20 protein-coding genes are annotated in these 22,744 nt (G+C 74.2%); 6 read left to right on the forward strand and 14 right to left on the reverse strand.

What is annotated here, in order from left to right; genetic code table 11:
- Positions 1-67: 67 nt before the first annotated feature.
- Both AC3IYI_RS36575 and AC3IYI_RS36580 read right to left on the reverse strand, forming a co-directional pair.
- Positions 68-1,465 (reverse strand): GntT/GntP/DsdX family permease, encoded by a 1,398-nt coding sequence (locus tag AC3IYI_RS36575; RefSeq protein WP_489407728.1) that lies wholly within the window; start codon positions 1,463-1,465, stop codon positions 68-70.
- Positions 1,466-1,523: 58 nt separating this feature from the next.
- Positions 1,524-2,039 carry a gluconokinase gene (locus AC3IYI_RS36580; RefSeq protein WP_489407729.1) on the reverse strand — a complete coding sequence of 172 codons (516 nt, stop codon included), beginning with the start codon at positions 2,037-2,039 and terminating at the stop codon, positions 1,524-1,526.
- A gap of 243 nt (positions 2,040-2,282) precedes the next feature.
- On the opposite strand from AC3IYI_RS36580, the gene AC3IYI_RS36585 reads away from it, so the two are divergent.
- Positions 2,283-2,951 (forward strand): FadR/GntR family transcriptional regulator, encoded by a 669-nt coding sequence (locus AC3IYI_RS36585; protein ID WP_489411804.1) that lies wholly within the window; start codon positions 2,283-2,285, stop codon positions 2,949-2,951.
- Between the two features lie 59 nt (positions 2,952-3,010).
- Here the strand turns inward: AC3IYI_RS36585 and AC3IYI_RS36590 are convergent, their stop codons facing one another.
- Positions 3,011-3,859 (reverse strand): helix-turn-helix transcriptional regulator, encoded by an 849-nt coding sequence (locus tag AC3IYI_RS36590; protein ID WP_489407730.1) that lies wholly within the window; start codon positions 3,857-3,859, stop codon positions 3,011-3,013.
- Between the two features lie 137 nt (positions 3,860-3,996).
- Between AC3IYI_RS36590 and AC3IYI_RS36595 the strand changes: the two genes are divergently transcribed.
- From AC3IYI_RS36595 to AC3IYI_RS36605, 3 genes are all read left to right on the forward strand, one after another.
- On the forward strand, positions 3,997-4,773 hold the full coding sequence (locus AC3IYI_RS36595; RefSeq protein WP_489407731.1) for an NAD(P)H-dependent oxidoreductase: 777 nt from the start codon (positions 3,997-3,999) through the stop codon (positions 4,771-4,773).
- A gap of 138 nt (positions 4,774-4,911) precedes the next feature.
- Positions 4,912-5,262 carry an RING finger protein gene (locus AC3IYI_RS36600; RefSeq protein ID WP_489407732.1) on the forward strand — a complete coding sequence of 117 codons (351 nt, stop codon included), beginning with the start codon at positions 4,912-4,914 and terminating at the stop codon, positions 5,260-5,262.
- Between the two features lie 40 nt (positions 5,263-5,302).
- Positions 5,303-7,534 (forward strand): regulator, encoded by a 2,232-nt coding sequence (locus AC3IYI_RS36605; RefSeq protein ID WP_489407733.1) that lies wholly within the window; start codon positions 5,303-5,305, stop codon positions 7,532-7,534.
- A gap of 28 nt (positions 7,535-7,562) precedes the next feature.
- Here AC3IYI_RS36605 and AC3IYI_RS36610 read toward each other — a convergent pair whose 3' ends face one another.
- From AC3IYI_RS36610 to AC3IYI_RS36625, 4 genes are all read right to left on the reverse strand, one after another.
- Entirely contained in the window at positions 7,563-8,423 is an 861-nt protein-coding gene (locus AC3IYI_RS36610) for an NAD(P)-dependent oxidoreductase (RefSeq protein WP_489407734.1), read from the reverse strand.
- 123 nt (positions 8,424-8,546) lie between these two features.
- Positions 8,547-8,927 (reverse strand): VOC family protein, encoded by a 381-nt coding sequence (locus tag AC3IYI_RS36615; protein ID WP_243332111.1) that lies wholly within the window; start codon positions 8,925-8,927, stop codon positions 8,547-8,549.
- Positions 8,928-8,992: 65 nt separating this feature from the next.
- Positions 8,993-10,921, reverse strand: a complete 1,929-nt coding sequence (locus AC3IYI_RS36620; protein ID WP_489407735.1) for an ABC transporter ATP-binding protein — start codon at positions 10,919-10,921, stop codon at positions 8,993-8,995.
- A gap of 81 nt (positions 10,922-11,002) precedes the next feature.
- The gene (locus AC3IYI_RS36625) at positions 11,003-11,383 is read right to left on the reverse strand and encodes a VOC family protein (RefSeq protein ID WP_489407736.1); all 381 of its coding nucleotides are present in this window, start codon (positions 11,381-11,383) and stop codon (positions 11,003-11,005) included.
- 136 nt (positions 11,384-11,519) lie between these two features.
- Here AC3IYI_RS36625 and AC3IYI_RS36630 point away from each other — a divergent pair, with 136 nt between their 5' ends.
- Positions 11,520-13,691, forward strand: a complete 2,172-nt coding sequence (locus AC3IYI_RS36630; RefSeq protein ID WP_489407737.1) for an AMP-binding protein — start codon at positions 11,520-11,522, stop codon at positions 13,689-13,691.
- 56 nt (positions 13,692-13,747) lie between these two features.
- Here the strand turns inward: AC3IYI_RS36630 and AC3IYI_RS36635 are convergent, their stop codons facing one another.
- Positions 13,748-15,670, reverse strand: coding sequence for a GNAT family N-acetyltransferase (locus tag AC3IYI_RS36635; RefSeq protein WP_489407738.1), 1,923 nt, complete (start codon positions 15,668-15,670; stop codon positions 13,748-13,750).
- A 105-nt stretch (positions 15,671-15,775) separates the two neighbouring features.
- On the opposite strand from AC3IYI_RS36635, the gene AC3IYI_RS36640 reads away from it, so the two are divergent.
- Positions 15,776-16,198, forward strand: coding sequence for a DUF350 domain-containing protein (locus AC3IYI_RS36640; RefSeq protein WP_250741629.1), 423 nt, complete (start codon positions 15,776-15,778; stop codon positions 16,196-16,198).
- A gap of 265 nt (positions 16,199-16,463) precedes the next feature.
- On the opposite strand, the gene AC3IYI_RS36645 is transcribed toward AC3IYI_RS36640, so the two are convergent.
- The 6 genes from AC3IYI_RS36645 to AC3IYI_RS36670 all read right to left on the reverse strand — a co-directional run bounded on the left by AC3IYI_RS36645 (position 16,464) and on the right by AC3IYI_RS36670 (position 22,692).
- Complete coding sequence (locus tag AC3IYI_RS36645) at positions 16,464-17,726, reverse strand: acyltransferase family protein (RefSeq protein ID WP_489411805.1); 1,263 nt, start codon at positions 17,724-17,726, stop codon at positions 16,464-16,466.
- A 2-nt stretch (positions 17,727-17,728) separates the two neighbouring features.
- Positions 17,729-18,772, reverse strand: coding sequence for an alpha/beta hydrolase (locus AC3IYI_RS36650; RefSeq protein ID WP_489407739.1), 1,044 nt, complete (start codon positions 18,770-18,772; stop codon positions 17,729-17,731).
- Between the two features lie 187 nt (positions 18,773-18,959).
- Entirely contained in the window at positions 18,960-19,643 is a 684-nt protein-coding gene (locus tag AC3IYI_RS36655) for a response regulator transcription factor (protein ID WP_327256789.1), read from the reverse strand.
- Positions 19,640-20,926: a sensor histidine kinase gene (locus tag AC3IYI_RS36660; RefSeq protein WP_489407740.1), complete on the reverse strand. Its 1,287-nt coding sequence runs from the start codon at positions 20,924-20,926 to the stop codon at positions 19,640-19,642. Before AC3IYI_RS36660 ends, AC3IYI_RS36655 begins: the two co-directional genes overlap by 4 nt.
- 125 nt (positions 20,927-21,051) lie before the next feature.
- Positions 21,052-21,594 (reverse strand): MerR family transcriptional regulator, encoded by a 543-nt coding sequence (locus AC3IYI_RS36665; RefSeq protein ID WP_489407741.1) that lies wholly within the window; start codon positions 21,592-21,594, stop codon positions 21,052-21,054.
- 18 nt (positions 21,595-21,612) lie between these two features.
- Complete coding sequence (locus AC3IYI_RS36670; RefSeq protein WP_489407742.1) at positions 21,613-22,692, reverse strand: MDR family NADP-dependent oxidoreductase; 1,080 nt, start codon at positions 22,690-22,692, stop codon at positions 21,613-21,615.
- Positions 22,693-22,744: the final 52 nt, after the last annotated feature.

The raw sequence follows: 22,744 nt of genomic DNA on the forward strand, positions 1-22,744 counted from the left end.
GATCGGGCGCGGACCCATCGCGGACCGGGCGCGGATCCGGCGGGGGAGTCGGCGGCGAGGGGCGGGGTCAGAGGACGAGGGACAGCAGCAGGACGAAGCCCAGGCCGACCACCGAGATGATGGTCTCCATCACCGACCAGGTCTTGAGGGTCTGGCCGACCGTCATGCCGAAGTACTCCTTCACGAGCCAGAACCCGGCATCGTTGACGTGGCTGAAGAACAGCGATCCCGCTCCGATGGCGAGGACCAGCAGGGCGGTCTCCGTGGACGACATGCCCGCCGCGAGCGGGGCCACCAGGCCGGCCGCGGAGATGGTGGCGACCGTGGCCGAGCCCGTGGCCAGGCGGATGGCCACCGCGATGAGCCAGGCCAGCAGGAGGGTCGGTATCGCCCAGCTCTCGGACAGGTCCATGATCATCTGACCGACGCCCACGTCGATCAGCGTCGTCTTGAAGCCGCCGCCCGCACCCACGATCAGCAGGATGCCCGCGATCGGGGCCAGCGACTTCTCCACCGTCACGGACAGCCGCGCCTTGGTGAAGCCGGCTGCCCGGCCGAGGGTGAACATGCCCACGAGCACCGCCGCGAGCAGCGCGATCAGGGGTGAGCCCGCCACGTCGGTGACCCGCTGGACCGCGTTGGCCGGGTCGTTGACCACGATGTCGACCAGGGCCTTCATCAGCATCAGGACCACCGGCAGCAGCATGGTGAAGACCGTCGCACCGAAGCGCGGGCGGTGTTCCAGCTCCGCGGACGGCCGCTGCGGGATCATGTGCTCGGGCGCTGGGATGTCCACCCACCGTGCCGCGTACCGGGAGAACACCGGGCCCGCGATGACGACGGTCGGGATGGCGACGAGCACGCCGAGCGCGAGGGTGAGGCCCAGGTTGGCGTGGAGCGCGTCGATGGCGACCAGCGGACCGGGGTGCGGCGGGATCAGCCCGTGCATCACGGACAGCCCGGCCAGCGCGGGGATGCCGATCCGCATGAGCGAGTAGTTGCCCCGCTTGGCCACGAGCAGGACCACGGGGATCAGCAGCACGATGCCGACCTCGAAGAAGAGCGGGAGGCCGATCACCGAGGCGATCAGCACCATCGCCCACGGCATGGCCCGGCCCTTGGCGCGCGCCAGGATGGTGTCCACGATCTCGTCCGCGCCGCCCGAGTCGGCGAGCAGCTTCCCGAGGATGGCGCCGAGCGCGATGAGTACGCCGACCCCCGCGACGGTCGCGCCGAGCCCGGCCGTGAAGCTGGAGATGGTCTTGGCCAGGGGAGCGCCGGCGAACACCCCCAGGGCTAGCGAGCCGAGCGTCAGCGCCAGGAAGGCGTGCAGCTTGAGGCGGGTGATGAGCAGGACGATGACGGCGATGCCCGCGAGGACGGCTATTCCCAGCTGGGTGTTGCCGGCCGAGGTGATCGGCTCGGTGGCGGCCGCTGCCAGAGTCTCGACGCTGAGACTGGTCACGGTGATGGATTCCTTCGTTCTCGTTCCAAAGGCGGCGGGACGGGGCGGGTCCGGGCGGCTACGCGACCGGCGCCGGGAGGCGGCGCAGGGCCGACAGCGCCCGTGCGGTGGTCTCCTCCGGGCCTGCGGACACGTCGACGAGGACGCCGAGTTCGTCCGGCTGGAGCGGCTCCAGCGCGGCGAACTGCGAATCCAGCAGCGTGGTGGGCATGAAGTGCCCCTTGCGCGCGGCCATCCGCTCCTCGATCAGCGGCCGGTCGCCGGTGAGGTGGACGAAGACGGTGTCCGGCGCGACGGCCCGCAGCCGGTCGCGGTAGGCCCGCTTGAGGGAGGAGGCGGAGATGACCCCGCCGCCGACCCCGGCCCGGTTGCGCATCCACTCGCCGATCGAGTCCAGCCAGGGCCGGCGGTCCGCGTCGTCCAGGGGGATGCCGGCGGACATCTTGGCGACGTTGGCCGCCGGGTGGAAGGCGTCGCCCTCCGCGTAGGGGACGGCGAGGGCGTCGGCGAGCATCCGGCCCACGGTCGTCTTTCCCGTCCCGGCCACGCCCATCACCACAATGACGCGCGCCATCGCGCACCTCGTTTCGCTGTCCTCGTCGACATCGGCCCGGAAGGCCTGGGGAGTACCACTGAAGCCCATTACGTAGTACTTATTCAAGGGGTGCCCGGTAAAACATCACATCTCTTGTCCATGCGGGGGTCGCCGTACGCTTACGCCATGACCACTGACGGGCCGGGCGGACCGGGCGGAGAAGGCGGAGAAGGCGGCCAAGCCGGAGCGGGCGGGCCGGGCGGCCAAGGGCTCCACTCCCACGTGCTGGACACGATCGGCCTGGCGATCACGGCCGGGGAGCACCCACCCGGCAGCGTGCTGCGCACCGACGAGATCGCCGAACGCTTCGACGCCTCCCGGACCGTGGTCCGCGAAGTGGTCCGCGTGCTGGAATCGATGCAACTGGTCGAGTCCCGCCGCCGGGTCGGCGTCACCGTCCGCCCCACCGAGGAGTGGAACGTCTACGACCCGCGCGTCATCCGCTGGCGCCTCGCCGGCGCGGACCGCCCCCGCCAGCTGCGCTCCCTCACCGTGCTGCGCTCGGCCATCGAACCGGTCGCGGCCGGACTCGCGGCGCTGCGGGCCACCCCGGAGCAGTGCGCCGAACTGACCGAGGCGGCCCTGGGCATGGTCCGCACCTCACGCGGCCATCAGCTCGACGGGTACCTCCGCCACGACATCGCCTTCCACCGGATCGTGCTCAACGCCTCCGGCAACGAGATGTTCGCGCGGCTCGGCGACGTCGTCGCCGAGGTCCTGACCGGGCGCACCCAACACGCGGTGATGTTCCACGACCCCGACCCGGCCGCCGTCACCCTGCACGTGCGGGTGGCCGAGGCCGTACGGGAAGGGGACGCGGCCGGCGCCGAGGCGCTGACGCGGCAGATCGCGGTGGGCGCGCTGGAAGAACTGGACGTACTCGCGCCGTAGGCGGGCGGGCCGGCCGGCGCGCGGAGGGCGGAGGGCGGAGGGGCGGGCCGCCCACCCGGTCAGTCGTGTACCCGGACGTTCACCGGGGGACGAACGTCGGCGCTGTCCGCGCCCAGTCCCGCGAGGAGCCGGAGCCCGTCCTCGGCGGGGCTGCCGGGGGCCGCGGACAGGACCAGCAGCTCCATGCCCGAGTCGCCCGGCAGCGCGAAGTTCTCCTGGTGCAGTTCCAGCAGTCCGACCAGCGGGTGACTGTACGCCTTGCGGCCGTGGGTGCGGGCGCGCACGTCCGCGCGGGCCCACAGGCGGCGGAAGCGCTCGCTGCCCATCGCCAGTTCGCCTATGAGCGAGGCCAGCTTGGGGTCCTCGGGGTACTGGCCGGCGGCCAGGCGCAGGTGCCCGACCACGTCGAGGGTGCACTGCTCCCAGTCCGCGTAGAGGCCGCGCTCGGTCTCTTCCAGGAAGAGGTGCCGGGCGATGTTCAGGCCCGGCATCGGCCGGCCGAACAGGAGCCCGGCGAGGCGGTTCCCGGCGAGCGCGTTCAGGCGGTGGTCCATGATCAGCGCGGGCGCGCCGACGACGAGGTCGAGGACGCGCAGCACCTCCGGGCGGATCCTCCCGCCCGGCGCCTTCGCGCGGTGGCGGCGCTGCCGGGAGAGCCGGTAGAGGTGCTCGCGCTCGGTCTCGTCGAGGCCGAGGACCCGGCCGAGCGCGTCGAGGACCTGTTCGGAGGGCTGGGTGGCACGGCCCTGCTCCAGGCGCACGTAGTAGTCGACGCTGACACCGGAGAGGTGCGCGACCTCTTCCCGGCGCAGCCCTTCGACCCGGCGGCGGCTGTCGGTGGGGATGCCGACGGCCGCCGGGTCGACCCGTGCACGCCGGGTCCGCAGGAAGCCCGCAAGATCGTCCATGGGCCCAGTATGGTCGCGGCGGCGCCCGCGAAGGTGGCCCTGCCGGTACCAGGAAGTCCGGTCCGATGGAAGACGCGCCCCTGAACAACGGGCGCCGCGGGGCCCAGGATCGAGGCATCCGACCCCGAGGAGTTCCCGTGAAGACGCTGATCGTCCACGCCCACCCCGAGCCTAAGTCGCTCAACAGCTCGCTGAAGGACCTGGCGGTCTCCACGCTGGAGGGCGCCGGGCACGAGGTGCGGGTGAGTGATCTGTACGCGATGCACTGGAAGGCGGCCGTGGACGCCGCGGACTACGGCCCCCACGCGTCGAGTCCGCTGAAGGTCGCCCTGGACTCGGGCCGGGCCTTCGAGGCCGGGGCGCTCACCCCGGACGTGCTCGCCGAGCAGGAGAAGCTGCTGTGGGCCGACACGATCATCTTCCAGTTCCCGCTGTGGTGGTACACGATGCCCGCGATCCTCAAGGGCTGGGTGGACCGGGTGTTCACCTACCGCTTCGCCTACGGAGTCGGCGAGCACAGCGACACCAAGTACGGGGAGCGCTTCGGCGAAGGCACGCTCGCCGGCCGCAGGGCCCTGCTTTCGGTGACCACCGGCGGCCCGGAGTCGCACTACACCGCTCGCGGGATCAACGGCCCCATCGACGACCTGCTGTTCCCGATCCACCACGGGATCCTCTACTACCCGGGCATCGAGGCGCTGCCGCCGTTCGTGCTGTACGGCGCCGACCGGATGACCGGCGAGGACTACACGGACGTGGCCAAGGCCTGGGTGGAGCGCCTGCTCACCCTGGAGTCGACCGAGCCCATCGCCTTCCGGCGGCAGAACTTCGGGGACTACGAGATCCCCTCGCTGCACCTGAAGGAGGGTCTGGAGCCTGCGGGGCGCACGGGATTCGGGCTGCACGTGCGGTGACCGCTGGCCGCGGGGTGGACTGGGCGGGCCGGCCGGGCCGGCCGGGCCGGTTGGTCTGCGCCGGTGGGCCGGTGGGCCGGTGGGCCCGCGCGCGGGGTGCCCGGTCCCATCGGTCCCTGTGCCTCGGTGGACAACCAGATGCCCAACAACTCCGAGGAGTTCGCGCTCGTCCTCAAGGACGGCAAGGCCTACCTCGGCCGCCGCACCCGCGATATGGCGGGCCAGTGGGGCGACTTCGGCTGGACCGACCTCACCGTGGCACCGGTCACCGGCTACCCCGCCGACGTCTGCACGGTCGCCCTGACCATCCAGGGCAACGACGTGAAGATCAAGGCCATCACCAAGACGGGGACGCTCTACCACCCCCACTGCGGGACCAACGGGCGCTCGGTCACCTGCGACGCACCCCGGGCGCCCGTGCATCCGCAGCCCGGAGCCGTGACGCCCCCCGCCGCCGGCGCCCTGACCCGGGACCCCGTCCGCGAGTGACCGCACCTGCGGCACCCGTCCCGTACGCCACACTGGGCGGGTGCTGGGACATGGCGACGGGTACGAGGCCGGGGACCGAGCCTCCTTCGTGGGGCGGACCGGTGAACTGGCCCTGCTCGAAAGGGCTTTGCGTGAGGGCCGGCTGATCACCCTGACCGGGCCGGGCGGCGTCGGCAAGACCCGCCTGGCCCGCCGGGCGGCGGCCCTGGCGGGGTCCGGTCCGCTCGGGTCCGGCGATCCGGAGTCCGGCAATCCCGGGTCCGGTCCGCTCGGGTCCGGCGATCCGGAGTCCGGCAATCCCGGGTCCGGTCCGCTCGGGTCCGGCGATCCGGGGTCCGGCAATCCCGGGGCCGGCCATCCTGCGGCCCCCTTCCCCGACGGGGTCCACTGGGCCGACCTCTCCCCGCTGCCCGACGGGCGACTGCTCGTGGCCACCGTGGCCGACGCCCTGGACCTCGCCGACCACACCGCCCGTGCTCCGGCCGCAGCGGTGCGGCAATGGATCGGCGGGCGCCGGCTGCTCCTCGTGCTGGACTGCTGCGAGCACCTGGTGACGGCGGTACGGAGCCTCGTACGGGAGCTGCTCGACGCGGCCCCGCACCTCGTCCTGCTGCTCACCAGCAGGCAGCCGCTCGGACTCGCGGACGAACACGTCCTGGACATCGGCCCGTTGCCGCACGCCGTCGACCCGTTCGGAGCCGAGGAGGCCCTCGCCCTGTTCACCCGGCGGGCCGCCGCTGCCGCCCCCGGGCAGGCGCCGCCCTGGACCGAGGCGCGGCTAGCGGCCGCCCGCTCCGTGTGCGCCCGCCTCGAAGGGGTCCCCCTCGCGCTCGAATTGGCCGCCGCCCAGTTGACCGACCACACCATCGAGGAGCTGGCCGAGCGGCTCGCCCGCAGGATCGGCCCGCTGTCCGCACCCGCACCCGCAGCCGCCTCCGTCCAGCCGCCGCGCCACCGCGCGCTGCGCACCGCCATCGGCTGGAGCCACGAGTGGTGCGCACCGCGCGAACGGCTGCTGTGGCTGCGGCTGTCCGTCTTCGGCGGCTCCTTCGACCTGGCGGCCGCACGCGCCGTCTGCTCCGCCGCCCCCCTCGCCGAGGCGGACGTCCCGCCGCTGCTCGACGCGCTGGTCGCCAAGTCCGTCGTACGCCGGGGCGCGGACGGCTCGTACCGGATGCTGGACACGATCCGGGAGTACGGGGCCATGTGGCGCGACGAGGCCGGGGAGCGCGAGGCGCTGCGGGAGGCGCACGCGGCGTACTTCACCGAGCTCGTGCGCACCGCCGAACGGGACTGGCTCGGGCCCGCCCAGCGGACCGGGTACCGGAAGGTCGAGGCGGTGCACGGAGACCTCTGCGCGGCCCTCGACCACCACCTGGCCACCGTCCCGGAGCGGGCCCTGGATCTGGCTGCGCGGGCCGGCTTCTACTGGGCCTGCTGCGGCCACCTGCACGCCGCCCGCGGCTACCTGGAGCGGGCGCTGGCCGCCGCGCGGCCCGAGGAGGTGCCCGCTCGGATCCGGGTGCGCGCCCTGTGGGCCCTCGGGGTGACCCTGCTGCTCCAGGGAGAACAGGAGCAGGCTCACCGGATCGCCGTCGGCTGCGAGGCGCTGGCCGCGGGGCTCGACGGGGACCCCGGGCCGGCGCTGGACGCCGCGTACCTGCTGGGCCTGAGCCACCTGCTGGCCGGGCGGCCGCTGGCCGCGCGGATCGTCTCCGACAACGCCCTGGAGGCCTTCCCCGGCACGCCCTTCGACTCGGGGCCCCGGCTCCGCTGCCACCTCGTACGGGTCTTCGCGCTCACCGGCACGGGCCTGTTCACCGACGCCCGGGAAGAAGCGGAGCTGCTGCGCGCCGGCTGCGCCGAGCGGGGCGAACACTGGACCCGGGCCTACGCCGACTACCAACTGGCCCTGATCTGCCTCTTCGAGGGGCGCCCCGCCGAGTCCGCCGCCCACGCCCGCGCCATGCTGGAGAGCAAGCGGGAGCTGGGCGACAGCTTCGGCACCGCCCTCGGTCTCGACCTGCTCGCGGCGGCCCGCGCGGCGACCGGAGACGGGGCCGGCGCGGCCCGTGCGTACGGCACGGGCCACGCCTACTGGCAGGCCGTCGGCCACCCACAGCGCGGTACGCCCGAACTGGCCTCGGTGCGCGAGGAGTTCGAGCGCACGGCGCGCGGAGCGCTCGGTGACCAGGCGTACGAGGCGGCCTTCCGTGAGGGCCTGCGGCACGGCCAGGCCCTGCGCACCCGCCCCCACCCGTACGAGGGTTGAGCCCCGCTCACCGGGGCGGGGCCGTCCCTCAGGGCTGGTCGGGGAAGCCCGCGAAGTAGCCGGCCGCCATGTCCTCGTCGCCGTGCCCCAGGGCGTCGGCGCGGTGGAAACGGGCCCGCGCGGCGACGGCCAGGTCCACCGACACCCCGACCAACTCCGCGGCCTCGGCGATCAGACCGGTGTCCTTCTCCGCGCCGCGCACCGTGAAACTCGGCGTGAAGTCCCGGTCCAGCACGGCCCGCATCTTGGTCTGGAGGTACGGGCTGTCCATCGGCCCGCCGGTCACGACCCGCGCGAACAGGTCCGGGTCCACCCCCAGCCCCTCGGCCAGCGCCAGGGCCTCGCCGACCGCGGCCGTCACGGTGATCGCGTACCCGACGGTGGCCAGCTTCAGCCGGGTCGCGGACCCCGGCTCCTCCCCGACCCGCAGCACCTCGCTCCCGACGGCGGCGAAGACCGGGTCCAGGCGCGGGTCGGCCGGGCCGCCGACCAGCACCACCAGGGTCCCGGCCTCGGCGGGCTGGCGGGTGCCCTGCACCGGGGCGTCCACGAAGACCAGCCCGTGTTCCGCCGCGAAGGCGGCCAGTTCTTCGAGGGAGGCAAGGCCGACCGTGCCCATCTGCGCCCACACCTGACCGGCGCTCAGCCCCTCCACGGCGGCGGCCATGGCCCGGGCCACCGCCGCACCGTCGGCCAGCATGGTGATCACCACGTCCGCCCCGGCCACCGCCTCGGCCGGGCTGTCGGCGACCACCGCACCGTCGGCGGCCAGCGCGGCCGCCTTCTCCCGGGTCCGGTTCCAGACCCGGACCTCCTGCCCGGACCGCAGCAGATTCCGGGCCATTCCCGTCCCCATGATTCCGGTCCCCAGCAGCGCGACGGTACTCATGGCGTTACTCCCTCTTCGACGATCCCTCATGCGTCCCCCGGGGCCAGTCTCCACCGGTCCGGGAGCGGATCCCGCCCACCGGGCTCCACAGGGCCACCGGGGAGTCGCCGAGAGGCCGCGGCCTCAGCCCGTCGAGCCCGTGCGCGGGGTGGTCTGCTGGACGGCCCAGCCGTTGCCGTCGGGGTCGGAGAAGTAGACGAAGGAGCCCCAGGGCATGTCCTCGATCTCCGTCACCTCGATGCCCCGGCCCTTGAGGTCGGCGAAGGCCTCCTCGATGTCCGCGACCACGACCTGCATGTTGTCCAGCGAACCCGGTGTCATCCGGGTCAGGCCCTTGCCGAGGGCGATCGAACAGGCCGAGCCCGGCGGGGTCAGCTGGACGAAGCGGATCTCCTCGCTGACCGTGATGTCGTGGTCGGCGTGGAAGCCGATGCGCTCGTAGAAGGCCTTGGCCCGGTCGATGTCGGTGACCGGTACGGCGACCAGTTCCAGTTTGATGTCCATCGGCTGCTCCTGACTCCGGTGTCCCAGCGGTTGCGGGGGGCCGCTGCCGGCCGCCCCGTTGGCCATCATCCGCCGGAGACCGCCGCCGCGCCGCCCGGAACGGCATCCGCCGCCGGCGTGTCCCCGTCTGGGCCCGCCGCCGCGAACTGGGTGCGGTACAGCTCCTCGTACCGTCCGCCCACCGCCAGCAGCTCGGCGTGGGTGCCGCGTTCCACGATCCGGCCGTCCTCCACCACCAGGATCAGGTCGGCCGCCTGCACCGTCGACAGCCGGTGCGCGATCACCACGGCGGTCCGGCCCGCCAGGGCCTCGGCCAGGGCCTCCTGGACCGCCGCCTCCGAGGTGGAGTCCAGATGGGCCGTGGCCTCGTCCAGGATCACCACCCGCTGGCCGGCCAGCAGCAGCCGGGCGATGGTCAGCCGCTGGCGCTCCCCGCCCGAGAGCCGGTAGCCGCGCTCGCCGACGACCGTGTCCAGCCCGTCGGGGAGCGAGGCCACCAGTCCGTCCAGCCGGGAGCGGCGCAGGGCCTCCCAGATCTCGTCCTCCCCGGCCTCCGGGCGGGCCAGCAGCAGGTTGGCCCGTACCGACTCGTGGAAGAGGTGGCCGTCCTGCGTGACCATGCCCAGCGTCTCGCGGATCGAGTCCGCGGTGAGGTCCCGTACGTCGACCCCGCCGAGGCGGACCGCACCCGCGTCGGTGTCGTACAGCCGGGGTAGCAGCTGCGCGATCGTCGACTTCCCGGCGCCCGAGGAGCCGACCAGGGCGATCATCTGCCCGGGCTCGGCCCGGAAGGACACCTCGTGCAGCACCTCGGTACCGCCCCGCGCGTCGAGGGTCGCGACCTCCTCCAGGGAGGCGAGGGAGACCTTGTCGGGGGAGGGGTAGCCGAAGGAGACCTGGTCGAACTCCACCGCTACCGGCCCCTCCGGCACCCGGCGGGCGTCCGGCTTCTGGGAGATCAGCGGCTTCAGGTCGAGGATCTCGAAGACCCGCTCGAAGCTGACCATCGCGCTCATCACCTCCACCCGCGCCCCGGCGAGCGCGGTCAGCGGCGCGTACAGCCGGGTCAGGAGCAGGGCCAGGGCGACCACCGAGCCCGCGTCCAGGGTGCCGGCGAGCGCGTAGTGGCCGCCGAGCCCGTAGACCAGCGCCAGGGCCAGTGCGGAGACCAGGGTGAGGGCGGTGATGAAGGCCGACTGGGCCATCGCCGTGCGGATCCCGATGTCACGCACCCGGGCGGCGCGCGCCGCGAACTCCGCCGACTCCTCGTCGGGCCGTCCGAACAGCTTGACGAGGGTGGCGCCCGGCGCCGAGAAGCGCTCGGTCATCTGTGTGCCCATCGAGGCGTTGAGCGCGGACGCCTCCCGCTGCAAGGCCGCCATCCGCACCCCCATCCGGCGTGCGGGGAGCACGAACACCGGCAGGAGCACGAGGGCCAGCAGCGTGATCTGCCAGGAGATGCCCAGCATCACGGTCAGGGTCAGCAGCAGCGTCACGGTATTGGACACCACCCCCGACAGGGTGTTGCTGAAGGCCCGCTGCGCGCCGATCACGTCGTTGTTGAGTCGGCTGACCAGCGCCCCGGTGCGGGTCCGGGTGAAGAACGCCACCGGCATCCGCTGCACGTGGTCGAAGACCGCCGTCCGCAGATCCAGGATCAGCCCCTCGCCGAGCGTGGACGACAGCCGGCGCAGGACCAGCCCCAGCCCGGCCTCCGCGACCGCGATCAGCGCGATCAGCAGGGCGAGGCGGGTGACCGTACCGCCCTCACGGCCCTCGACGATCGCGGTGACCACGCGGCTCGCGAGCACCGGGGTGGCCACCGCGAGCAGCGCGGTCACCACACTGAGGAGGAGGAAGAAGGTGAGCCCGCGGCGGTGCGGGCGGGCGAAGGCGGCGATCCGGCGCAGGCCGGCCCGCGAGAGCGGGCGCCGGTCCTGCTGGGCGTTGATCGCGCTGTGGAGCGAGGTCCAGGCGGTGACTTCCATATCCATGAGCCGAACGGTAGGACCTCAACCAAACTTGAGGTCAAGAGGCAGATGGCCCCTGGGTGACCAGGAACCCTGTTCGACAGGTCAGTCGAGGCAGAAGATATTCTCTTCGGGATCGTTCATCACGATGATCCCTTCGTTGACCTCATCGGACTCCAGGCGGTACAGGCGCTTCGCGCCCAGCGCCTCCAGCCTGGCGGCCTCCGCCTCGAGGACGGCCATCCGCTCGTCCCCCTTCAGGCCGGGTGCCGAGCGCACGTCCAGGTGCAGACGGTTCTTCGCCTCGGTCTTGGCCTCCGGGACCCTCTGGAAGTAGAGCCGCGGCCCCTTGCCGTCCGGATCCGAGATGGCCGCCCAGTCGGCGGAGCCCCCCGGCTGGACGCGATAGCCCAGTGCCTGTGCCCAGAACACCGCCTGCGCGCCCGGATCGGCGCAGTCGTACGCCACCTGCAATTCCTTGGCCATGGGGCCTCCGACCATTCGAAACCTGTCCACCGGCACCAGTTGGCACCAGCGCAGGACGATAGTGGATCAACCCTCGCTCGTACGAGGTATTTTCGCGGCCCTCGTGCCTGTCGGTGCCCGGTGCCAGAATCGGCCCATGACGCAGGGATCAGAGCCCTTCACGCACTCCGGCCGACGCGCCGGCGACACCGTTCTCTCCCGCTTCGAACGCTGGGCCCGCGACACCCCGGGAGCCCAGGCCGTCGCCGCGGGCACCGACAGCCTCACCTACGGACAACTCGACGCGCGCGCCAACCAGGCGGCCCGCCACCTGCTCGACTGCGGACTGCCCGAAGGGGCTGTCGTCGCCGTGGGCTCCGCCCCGCGCGCGGAGCTCGTCGTCCTCCTCCTCGGCATCCTCAAGTCCGGCGCCGCCTACGCCGTCATCGACGTAGAGAACCCGCGCACCGGACAGCACCAGCTCGCCGCGGTCCGGCCCTTCGCCCTGCTCGCCGACACCGCGGAGCAGGCCCGCCTCGACGACGGCGGGGACCTGCGGGTGATCCGCATCGGCGGGCAGCACGCGGTCGCCACGGGCGGGCTGCCCACCGACCCGCCGGATCGGGCTTCGCGCGGGGACACCGCCGCCGTGCTGTTCACCGGGGGCGCGGACCATCGGGCCGTCCCCCTCTCCCACGACCGGCTCCTCGCCGCCCACGAAGGGTGGGCCGCGGTGGCGGGGCCGGTTCCCGAGGACCGGCACCTGATCACCGCCGCCCCGTACCTCACCGGCTTCGCCGCCGGATGGACGCGGGCCCTGTGCGAAGGCGGCGCGCTCGTCCTGCCCGAAGGCCCGCGCTGGACACCGGAGTCGCTGCGCCGCGCCGTCGACGCCGAGCGGGTCACCGTCCTGCACACCGACCCGGGCACCGCCACCCAACTCCTCGTACGCGACCGGGAGGCGTCCCTGTCACGGACCCTGCACCGCCCCGACGAGGGACTGCGGTCCCTGCGCATGGTCACGGTCGCCGGAGACCGCCTCTACCTCGACGAACAGGCCGCCCTGCTCGCCCGGCTGCGGCCCGGCGCCCGGCTGCTCAACGTCTACGGGCCCACCGAAGCGGCGGGCACCGGCGCCCGGTTCGAACTCCCGCAGCTCGCGGCGCCCCTGGACGGGGCCGAGGAGCTCTCGCTGATCGGAACCGCCTTCCCCGGCTGCCGGCTGGACGTACGCGACGGGGAGATCCGCCTCTCCGTGCCCGGCGGCGGCGAACCGGTCCCGACCGGGGACCTCGGAGTGCTGCGCCCCGACGGGCTGCTGGAGTTCCGCGGCCGGATCCGCGACCGGCTCACCGCGGACGGCAAGGCCTTCGACCCGCATCCCGTCGAGTCCGCGATCCGCAGCCACGAAAGGGTGGGCGCGGCGCTCCTGGCCGAGGTCAAGGGCGCCGGTACGGGCGTGAACGCGCGGCCGCTGCTCGTCGCCTTCCTCGCCCCGCCCGAGGAGGACGACAGCTGGCCCCCGGGCTCCGACCTCCCCAACGGCGCGGAACTCCGCCGCCACCTGGCGGGCAGGCTCCCCGGGGCCATGATGCCGGGCGCCGTGGTCCGGGTGCCCCGCATCCCCCGGGACCGGGCGGGCCGAGAGCAGCGGTCGGCGCTCCCGATGCCGCCGGGGCGGGGCGGGGGCGAGGGCAACGGGGAGGAGCCCAGCGGTGGCGGGAGCGGGAAGTACGGCGCCAACTACGGCCACAGGTACGTGTGGAAGGACTGGGGGCCCAATATCGCGGGATGGGCCAACCTCATCTTCTTCATGGGGGTCGGGCTGGTCCTGGTGGCGGGCTTCACCATGCTCCTCACCATGATCTTCTGGCCCGGTTCGACGGACCTCTCCGGCGTCCCGAACCCGTACGCCACGCTCTTCTTCCTCCTCTACATGTGCGAGTGCTGGGCGTTCGCGGCCGGTGTGTGGTTCCTGTTCGCCGGCCGGTCCCGGATGCGCCGCCACGGGCGCCGCGGCCCCCGCATCACCGCGGCCGCCCATCTGGCGATCGTCTACCTGCTGGTCGCCTGGTGGCCGCAGGACAACTTCTACCGGCTCGCGGCCAAGCAGGACTGGCCCCGACAGGCCGCGCTCGTCTACGCCTTCAACATTCCGCTGATGATCGCCGCCGGAATCGTGGCCGTCTACGCGTCCCGTCCGCCGCTCAGCGCCTTCGACGTGGGCGTGGAGGTGGAAGCGGACACGATGTCGGCCTCGGCCTCGGCCTCGGTTCCGGCGCAGGCGCCGGAGCGGGACGGGGCCCGGGCCACCGATCCGGCCGGCTGAGACCCGGTGGCCCCAGCACGGGCGGCCGGCTGAGACCCGGCCGCCCGAGTCCCGGCCTACTGGGCCCCGGCCGCCCGAGTCCCGGCCGCCTGATCGAACATCGCCCCGACGGACAGCGCCTCCGCCCGCACCAGCCGCTCGGCCGCGTCCAGCAGATCCCTGCCGGTCGCGGCCACCAGGGCGCCCATCCAGGGCGCCGGTTCGAAGGCGCCGGTGGGGATGGCGGGGAGGAACACCGCGCCGATCCCGGCGCACCGGCGGGACAGCCGCTCGCACAGTTCGCCGAAGGCCGCCTCCGGCAGCCGGGCGCCCAGCTCCACCCGGTCGGCGATCCGTACGAAGTGTCCCGCGCCCCGCAGCTCGTCGAGCCGGGCCGCCACCACGAAGGCCACGGACGGCCCGGTCAGGCGCAGGTTCGTCTCGGTCGGGGCGAGCCGTCCGGCGCCGTCGGCGACGAAGTCCACGTCGAACCAGCCCCGGTAGCCCGCGGCCGACAGCTCGAGGCCCACCGCGCGGCCGAAGGCGAGCAGCGGCTTTGCCGCCCACCCGGGGACCACCCCCGGGCCCACCGTCGCCCCGCGGTACCCGCCGTCCGCCACGTCCATCACCGCCCCGCCGACCTCGTGCACGCGGCCCCGCGCGTCCACGAACCCGTCGTACGTGAGGTCGCGCGGCTCGGCCGGATCCGCCGGACCGCGTACGTACTCCTCCACCAGCAGCGGTCCGCGCGGCAGCGCCCGCACCACCGCACGGGCGCCGCCCGCCGCGCGGACCCGCTCGGGGGTCATCACCGTGGTGCCCGAGCCGCCCACGCCGTGCTCCGATTTGAGAACGGTGCTCTCGCCCGCCTTGGTCCGGGACGCCAGCAGCCGGACCGCCGCCCGCCGGGTGTCCGCCCGCCATTGCGCGGGCAGGGTGATCGCGGGGTGCCCGCCCTCCGCGAGGATCCGGCCGAACAGCCCGTGAGCCGCGGACTTCGACTCGTACCGCAGCTCGTCCGGCCGCCAGGGCCGCCGAGCCAGCCGGGCGAAGGGCGCGGTCAGACCCCACGGGACGAGGGGCGCGGCCCCGGCTCCGGGCCCGGCCTCGGCTCCGGGCCCGGCCTCGGCCCCGGGCCCGGCCTCGGCTCCGGGCCCGGCCTCGGCCCCGGTCCCGGTCAGCCGTGCGGCCAGCGCCGGCCGGGACCGTACGGCGTCCGACAGGACCGGATCCCGCTCCGCGAGCCCGTCGTACACCTCCACACCGGCGGGCCAGTCCAGTTGGCGCCCGAGCAGGGAGATCCAGCCGGGCGGCACCGGGCGCGGCAGCACCAGCGCGGCCGGCCGCGGGCTGTAGAAGGCGGCCAGACAGGCGTAGTGGTGGGCGGCCCGCTGTTCCCGGTCCAGGGAGGCGTCCGCGAACTGCGCGTTGTACTCGGCGACATTGCCCACGTGCACGGCCGCCCCGCCGCCCGTCCAGGCCCGGGCCCAGTCCGCCAGGGGCACGGGAGCCACCTCGAACCGCACCAGCCCGCCGGAGGCATCCGGCCCCGGTTCCGGTTCCGGACCCGGCCCCAAGGCCACCGCGCCCATCGCCCGGTAGAACCCGGCGGCGTGCGGATCGGCGTCGATCAACAGCCGGCGGAAGCCGAGCCCGGCGGCGCGCCGCAGCACGTCCCGGTACAGCAGGCGACCCACACCTCCGCCGATGGCGGCCGGTTCGACGAAGAGCAGCCCCAGCCGCCCGAGCGGCGGCTCCCCGTCCAGGGAGGCCAGCCCGAGCACGGCGGACGGGCCGTCGCCCGACCGGCGCCCGGCAGCCCCGGCCGCGCCCTCGGCGACCACGATCCGCCGCCGCACCTCGTCCCCGGCCCCGATCCGCAACTCCGGCGCGCACGCGGCAAGGAACTCCGCCCCGTACCCCCAGTGGGCCTTGGACCGCATGACCAGCCCCGTCAGCTCCGCGGCCTCCCCGGCCCGCGCGGCCCTGAGCTCTGCCATTTCCTGACCTCCCCATGGTCGGGCGCCATGCCGTGCGATAGATTCGGCCACCGCGACGACAGGCACGCGACGTACTTCCTACCCCACCCCGGAGACGGCTTCCCAATGAGCGACATCATCAACGGACTTGGCCGCACCACCGCATTCGGCGGCGTCGGCCTGGTGCTGCTCATCCTCGGCATCGTCCTGGTGGACGTGCTGACCCCCGGCAAGCTGCCGAAGCAGATCTGGGAAGAGCGCAACCGGAACGCCGCCGTGATGCTCTCCTCGGCGCTGCTCGGCATCGGCGGCATCGTCTTCACCTCGATCTGGACCACGTACGACAGCTTCGGCAAGGGCCTGCTCTCCACGGCCGCGTTCGGACTCCTCGGCCTGGTCCTGATGGCCGTGGCCTTCCTGGTGCTGGACCTGGTGACCCCGGGCAAGCTCGGCGCCATCGTGGTCGACCCCGAGCCGCACCCCGCCGTGTGGGTGACGGCCTCCTGCAACCTCGCGGTCGCCGCGATCGTCGCCGCTTCCATCGCCTGACGGCTCACCGAGACCGCACGAGAGCGCCGCTCCCCGAGGGGAGCGGCGCTCTCGTTTCGTACGCGGCAGACGGGAGTTTGACGACAGGCCCTAGGGCCTGTCGTCAAACTCCCGTCTGCCTCGCGACGCCTGGCACGCGCTCTCGCCGCACCGGGCGAAAGCCCGAGTACGTCCAGTACGCGGACTTTCGCCCGGCGCGCCGAGAGCACGCACCAGACGCCGCGCGGCCGCCCTTCGGGCGACGACGGGAGTTTGACGACAGGCCCTAGGCCAGCCCCAGCGCGAAGACCGCGAACCCGGCCGCCAGCAGGCCCGCCGCGGTGCGGCGCACCGCCGTGGCCCGCTTCCACGGCTGCTCGAACCGGCGCGCGTACCGGGCGATGCCCACCAGCAGCGCCGCGAACACCGGCATCCACGCAAGCCGCGCCACGATCCACCCCACACTGTCCGGCGCCGTCGTCAGCCCGGCCAGCCCGCCCGCGAACGAACCCGGTACGGCCGCCGCCAGCATCGCCGTCTGGTGCCAGCACAGGATCGTCATCGCGCACAGGTTGATCACGACCACCGGAGCCCACAGCAGCGGCCGGGCCAGCAGCCGCGCAAGCCGGTCCCGCAGCAGGATCGCGGCCCCTGACTGGGCCGCGGCCAGGGCCAGTACCAGGAGCGACGGCGGATGCGAGTTGGTCCGGGCCTCGCCCGGCACGCCGACCATCGACGCCGGGTAGTGGAAGACCATCAGCAGGGCCGCGAACAGCGCGCCCCCGCCCGCCAGCAGCAGCCACCCACCGCGCCGCCCGATCCGGCCCTCGCCCCAGTCCACGCCGAGCTGGTACGCGAACAGCCAGCCCGGCAGGATGTTCACCAGCGCCACCCACCCGGGCACCGAGTCCGCGAAGGGCCCGTAGCGCAGGAAGTCCACCACGGCGACCGAGACGAGCAGCGGGGCCGCCGCCCAGCCGCCGAACCGGTGCGCGGCGCGCACGCAGTACGGGGTCAGCGCGGTGACCACCACGTAGACCCCGACGAACCACAGCGGCTGGATCACCAGCTTCGCCCCGGTCCGCAGGGTGGCCTCGGGCACTCCGGCCGCGTACAGCACGGGCGCGGCCAGCGCCCACACCGCCGTGACCCCGAGCACCGGCCGCCCCAGGCGGGCGATCCGGCCCTTCAGCCAGGCCCCGGCCGATCCGGTGTGCCGCCGGAAGGAGAGCGCCGAGGCGTAGCCGCCGACGAGGAAGAAGACGCCGAGCATCTGCAGCACCCAACTGGCCGGTGCCAGGCCGCCGAAGGCGGAGAGGGGGCTGGCGTTGTGCAGGGCCCCGTCGGAGTCGAGGCTGAACCCGCCGAGCAGCCAGTGCCCGGTCGGAACGGCCAGCAGGGCCAGCGCCCGCAGCCCGTCGACCGCCCGGTCCCGGTGGGCGGGGGTCTTCGCGTCGATCCGGCCGGCGGCCGCCCGCACCTTGGTGAGGACGGACGGCCTGCTCGCCGGCGCGCTCACAGGTCGGCTCACCGGCCTGGTCTCCAGCATGCTCATCGGCCCGCTCCCGTCGCGATCGCGGCGAAGGCCTTCAGGGACCCGGTGCCGGGGATGAAGTAGCCGGTGTGGCCCGCCACGTCGGCGGCCGGGACCGGGCGGGCGCCGAAGGCCGCCGAGGTGGGATCGGCGCCGTGGCCGAGCCCGGCGAACTCCACGTTGGGCACGTTGGCGATCCAGTCGGAGGGCCCGCGCGCCGCCCAGACGCGGGCTCCGGTGTGCAGTTGCCCGACGTTGTCGGCCCGCATGCCGGGGGAGCCGAAGGCGACGATGTCGGTGGCGTCCGTGTCCCGGGCCGCCAGCCCGCAGACCACCGAGCCGTAGCTGTGGCACAAGAGCACCGGATCGGGTGTGCCGACCGCGTCGAGCCCCTCCGTGAAACGGGCGAGGCGGACCGCGCCCGCCTCCGCCAGCCGCCCGCGGGCCGTGTCCAGGCCCATCCCGACGGGCGTGGTGTAGCCGGTCCAGGCGATGACGGCGGCCGTATCCCCGGTCGCGGACCGCAGGGAGCGGGCCATGCCCGCCGGGCCGGTGTACGCGGCCCGCGCGCGGTCGTAGGTCGTGGCGTCGTTGTCCGAGCCCGGCACGATCACCGACACGTGCGCGGTCCGCTCCAGGTCCCCGAACACCTCGGTGACGGTGCCCCGTCCGCGCGGGTCGAAGGCCAGGATCTGCCGGCCGGGCTCGGCCAGCGAAGCGAAGCGGGGCTCGCCGTTCGCCGGCACGGCCAGCCGGTTGGCCTCGTACCTGAGCGGGAGCGGAGCCCCGTCCAGATTGCCGACCACCGACGGGTGGGCCCGTACGAGGTCCCGTGCCCGGGACCCGTCCAGCCCGGCGAAGAACCGCGCGACCTCGGAGGGCGTCGCCCGCGCCGGATCCGGCAGCGGCTGCCCGGACACGGTGTCGGCCCGCCAGGCGGCGGTGCCCGGCGGCGGGCCGGTGACCGCGGTCTGGGCGTCGGCGGAGGCCCATCCGGCGGTTCCGGCGACGACGGCCGCCGCCAGCGCGGCCGTGACCAGTGTCCTTGCGAAGCGGCGCATGCCCCTTCTCCTCTCCTCGTGACGAGGAGGAAGGTAAGGAGGAGGTGGCGAAGAGGGCGTCGCACCGTGGAGCCAAACCGGATGTCATACCCAGGTAGGGGGTGGAGGAGAAGATCCTCCCCGGGGGCCGGGGGCCGGGGGCCGGGGGCCGGGGGCCGGGGGCCGGGGGCCCGGCCGTTCAGGCCGTTCAGGCCGTCGTGTCGCCCGGCCGCACCAGCCCCGCCTCGTAGGCGAAGATCACGGCCTGGGCCCGGTCCCGCAGGTCCAGCTTGCCCAGCACCCGCCCGATGTGCGTCTTGACCGTCTGTTCGGCGACCACCAGATGACCGGCGATCTCCTGGTTCGACAGCCCGCGCGCGATCAGTTCCAGCACCTCTGTCTCCCGCGGGGTCAGCCCGTTCAGCCGCAGCGCGGGATCGCGGCGCGGCACTGGCCGCCGCTCGACGAAGTCCGCGATCAGCCGCCGCGTCACCGACGGAGCCAGCAGCGCCTCGCCCGAGGCGACCACCCGCACCGCCGCGATCAGGTCGGCCGGCGGGGCGTCCTTCAGTAGGAAGCCGGAGGCCCCCGCGCGCAGGGCCTCGTACACGTAGTCGTCGATGTCGAAGGTGGTCAGCATCAGCACCTTCGGCCGGTGCACCACCCCCGGCGGGGGATCGAGGAGCTCGCGGGCGGCGCTGAGCCCGTCCATCTCCGGCATCCGGACGTCCATCAGCACCACGTCGGGGTGGACGGTGCGGGAGACCTGGATCCCCTGGCGTCCGTCGGGCGCCTCACCCACCACGTCGATGTCGGCCTGCGCCGACAACAGCGCGGCGAAACCCGCCCGCACCATGGCCTGGTCGTCGACGATGATCACGCGGATGGTCAACTTGGTTCCTCGGGAGCGGTGTTGATGGGCATGCGGGCGGCGACCCGGAAGCCGCCGTCGGGCAGCGGACCGGTGTCCAGCGTCCCGCCCGTCAACCGTACGCGCTCCCGCATGCCCACCAGCCCGTGCCCGGTGCCCGAAGTCTCCACCGCCACCACCGCGTCCCGCGCCGGTCCGTTGACCACCAGCACGAGGAGCTCCTCCTCGTCGAAGGTCACCGAGACCCGCGTCGCGGCACCCGGCGCGTGCCGCACCACATTGGCCAGCGCCTCCTGGACGATCCGGTACGCCGACAGGTCCACGGCCGGCGCCGCCGCCCCGGCCGCGCCCGCGGCCAGCGCCAACTCCACCGGCTGCCCGGCCCGTACGGTCGCCTCCACCAGCTGCTGCAACCGGCCGAGCCCCGGCTGCGGGGTCCGGTCGGCGCCGTTCGCCTCGTCGCCGCGCAGCACCGTCAGTAGCCGCCGCATCTCGCCCAGCGATTCGCGCGCGCTCGACGCGATCGCCGCGAACTCCTCCCGCACCGGCTCCGCCATGCCGGGCAGCCGGTACGGCGCCGAATCCGCCTGGACCGTGATCACCGACATGTGGTGGGCCACCACGTCGTGCAACTCCCGCGCGATCCTGGCCCGTTCCTCCAGCAAGGTGCGCCGGGCCCGCTCGGCCTCGCTGATGCTCTCCTGCTCGGCGATCTTCTGGCGCGCGTCACCGAGCCCGCGCAGCGCTCCCGTCAGCGCGAGCATCACCCCGGCCAGTACGAACAGCAGGGCGACGGTGTTGGTCACGCCGTCCGGCTGGAAGCGGCTCAGCACCGCCCCGGCCACCCCGGTCGCCAGCCACACCCAGACCAGGGTCCGGATGGACTCGCGCAGCCCCAGGCAGGCCATCAGCACCAGGTAGCCGATGATCACCATCGGGGTCCAGGGCCAGGCGTGCCCGGCCACCCGGTCGGCCTGGGTCAGTACGACGGCCCCGACCGTGTCCGCGAGGAGCACCATCCCCCACGCGGGCAGCGGCCGGGTCACGGCGAGCAGCAGCGGCAGGGTCTGGGCCACGCCCAGCGCCCCGGCCCAGCCGCCGCCCGCCTTGTAGTCGTTGGTCAGCACCGCGATCGTCACCGGCAGCAGCGCCATCACGCACACGGCGGTCACGGCGTACGGCAGCATCCGCTGCCAGGCCTCGGGCGCCTGCGCGAGGAGCGGTTCGGCGGCCCGCGCGGGCGTACGCAGCGCCACCGCGAACTGCCCTGGCCGGGCGTGGGAGGCATCCGGGTCCACCGGCACGGACCGGGGCGCCGATCCGGGCCGGGACCCGGACGGGGATCCGGACGCGGATCCATGCGGCGGTCCGGACGCGGACCGGGATCCGGGCCGGACTCGGAAGAGGGATCGGAATCGGGCTCGCTCGCTCATGATCGGTCCAGCGTATGCGTCCGCGGCGCGCCGCCGACGCTCACCGGCTGACCGGACCTCCCCGTCCGACCCCGGCCACCCGGGACGGTGTCCGGCACCGAGTCCGGCGCCACCATGCGGTCCGGCACCCGGTCCGGGTCCGGGATGGGGTCCGCCACCGGCTCCGGCCCCGCCGCAGGGGCGGCCGGGGCATCGAGACCCGCCCGTCGGGCCAGGGCCTCGCGCAAGCGCGTGAGCCGCTCGATCTCCGCGTCGAGCACGGCGAGCCGGTGCCCGACGACCCCGCCGCCGGAGCCACAGCTCGGCGGCGGATCCGCCGCGAGCAGGTGGAGCCGGTCGGCCACGCCACGCAGGTCCTCGACGGTGAAGCCGTGGGCCAGCAGATCGCGGATGATCCGGATCCTGGCCACGTCCCCGGGCCCGTACTCCCGCTGGCCGGAGGGGCTGCGGCCCTGCGGGGCGAGCAGTCCGCGCTGCTCGTAGAACCGCAGCGCCCTCGGCGTGGTCCCCGCTGCCGCCGCCGCGTCACCGATCCGCATCCCGCGCCACCCCCGTCCTCACCGAACCGTCCCCGTCCCCGAACCACCCGCTCGCGGCCCGGACCACCCCGGCAATTCCACCACCACGGCGCCGAAGTGCCGTCCCTCGGTCAACTCCCGCAACGCCTGCGGGGCGCGATCGATGCCCGGGATCCGTACGTGCGGGAAGTGGATCTCCCCGGAGCGCAGCCAGGCTCCGAAGCGCCCGGTCCACTCCTCCTCCACGTCCGGATGCTCAGTACCGAGGTACCCGCGCACCGAGACGCCCCTGACGACCATGCGGAACGAGTCGACCTCCACCGGGGCGCCGCCCCCGGCGTGCCCCGGCGTCAACTGGCCCGAGAGCGCGCCGACCAGCGCGAAGCGGGCGCCCTGCCGGGCGGCGCCGAGGGCGGCGGACAACTGCTCGCCGCCCACCGTGTCCACGAGTACGTCGATCCCCCCGGGCGCCGCTCCGGCGAGCTGCTCCGCGAAGGGCCGCCCCGTACCCCGCAGGAGGACCGCGTCGTAGCCCAGCTCCGCCACCAGACGGTCCGCCTTCTCCGCAGAGCCGGTGGTGCCGATCACCCGGCCCGCGCCCAGCAGCCGCGCCGTCTGGCCGGCCAGGGTCCCGACCGCGCCGGCCGCTCCGGTGACCAGGACCGTGTCCCCGGGCCGGATCCCGGCGAGCCGGGTCAGCGCGCCGTACGGGGCCGGGCCCTGCGCGAGGTACGCCACCGGGTCGGGCAGGGTGCCGTCCAGCGGGGTGCAGTCGGCGGCGTCCACCAGGGCGTACTCCCGCCAGCCGAGCAGGTGCGAGACGAGCGCGCCCGGCCGCAGCGGGCTGCCGGCCGGGGCGGCCACCACCTCGCCGACGGCAGGCCCGAACAGCGTGTCACCAGCCTGCAGCGGGGGCAGCGGCAGCCCCTCGACCGCGCCGCCGATCAGGGTGAGCAGCCCGGGGAACACCAGGAAGTGACGGTTGCGGACGAGCACCCGGCCCGGCCCGGGCTCCGGCACCGGTGCCTCGACGACGGCGAGGCGCGGCCGCCCGGGCGGCCCTTCGGGGCGGGCGGCGAGCCGGATCTCGCGTGCGGTACGGGGCAGGTCCGTGACCATCGGGGCTCCTGGGAACGGCGCGGCGGGCGACGGCGCGGACGGCCGCCGCCGG

Source organism: Streptomyces sp. GL_148 (assembly GCF_057834205.1).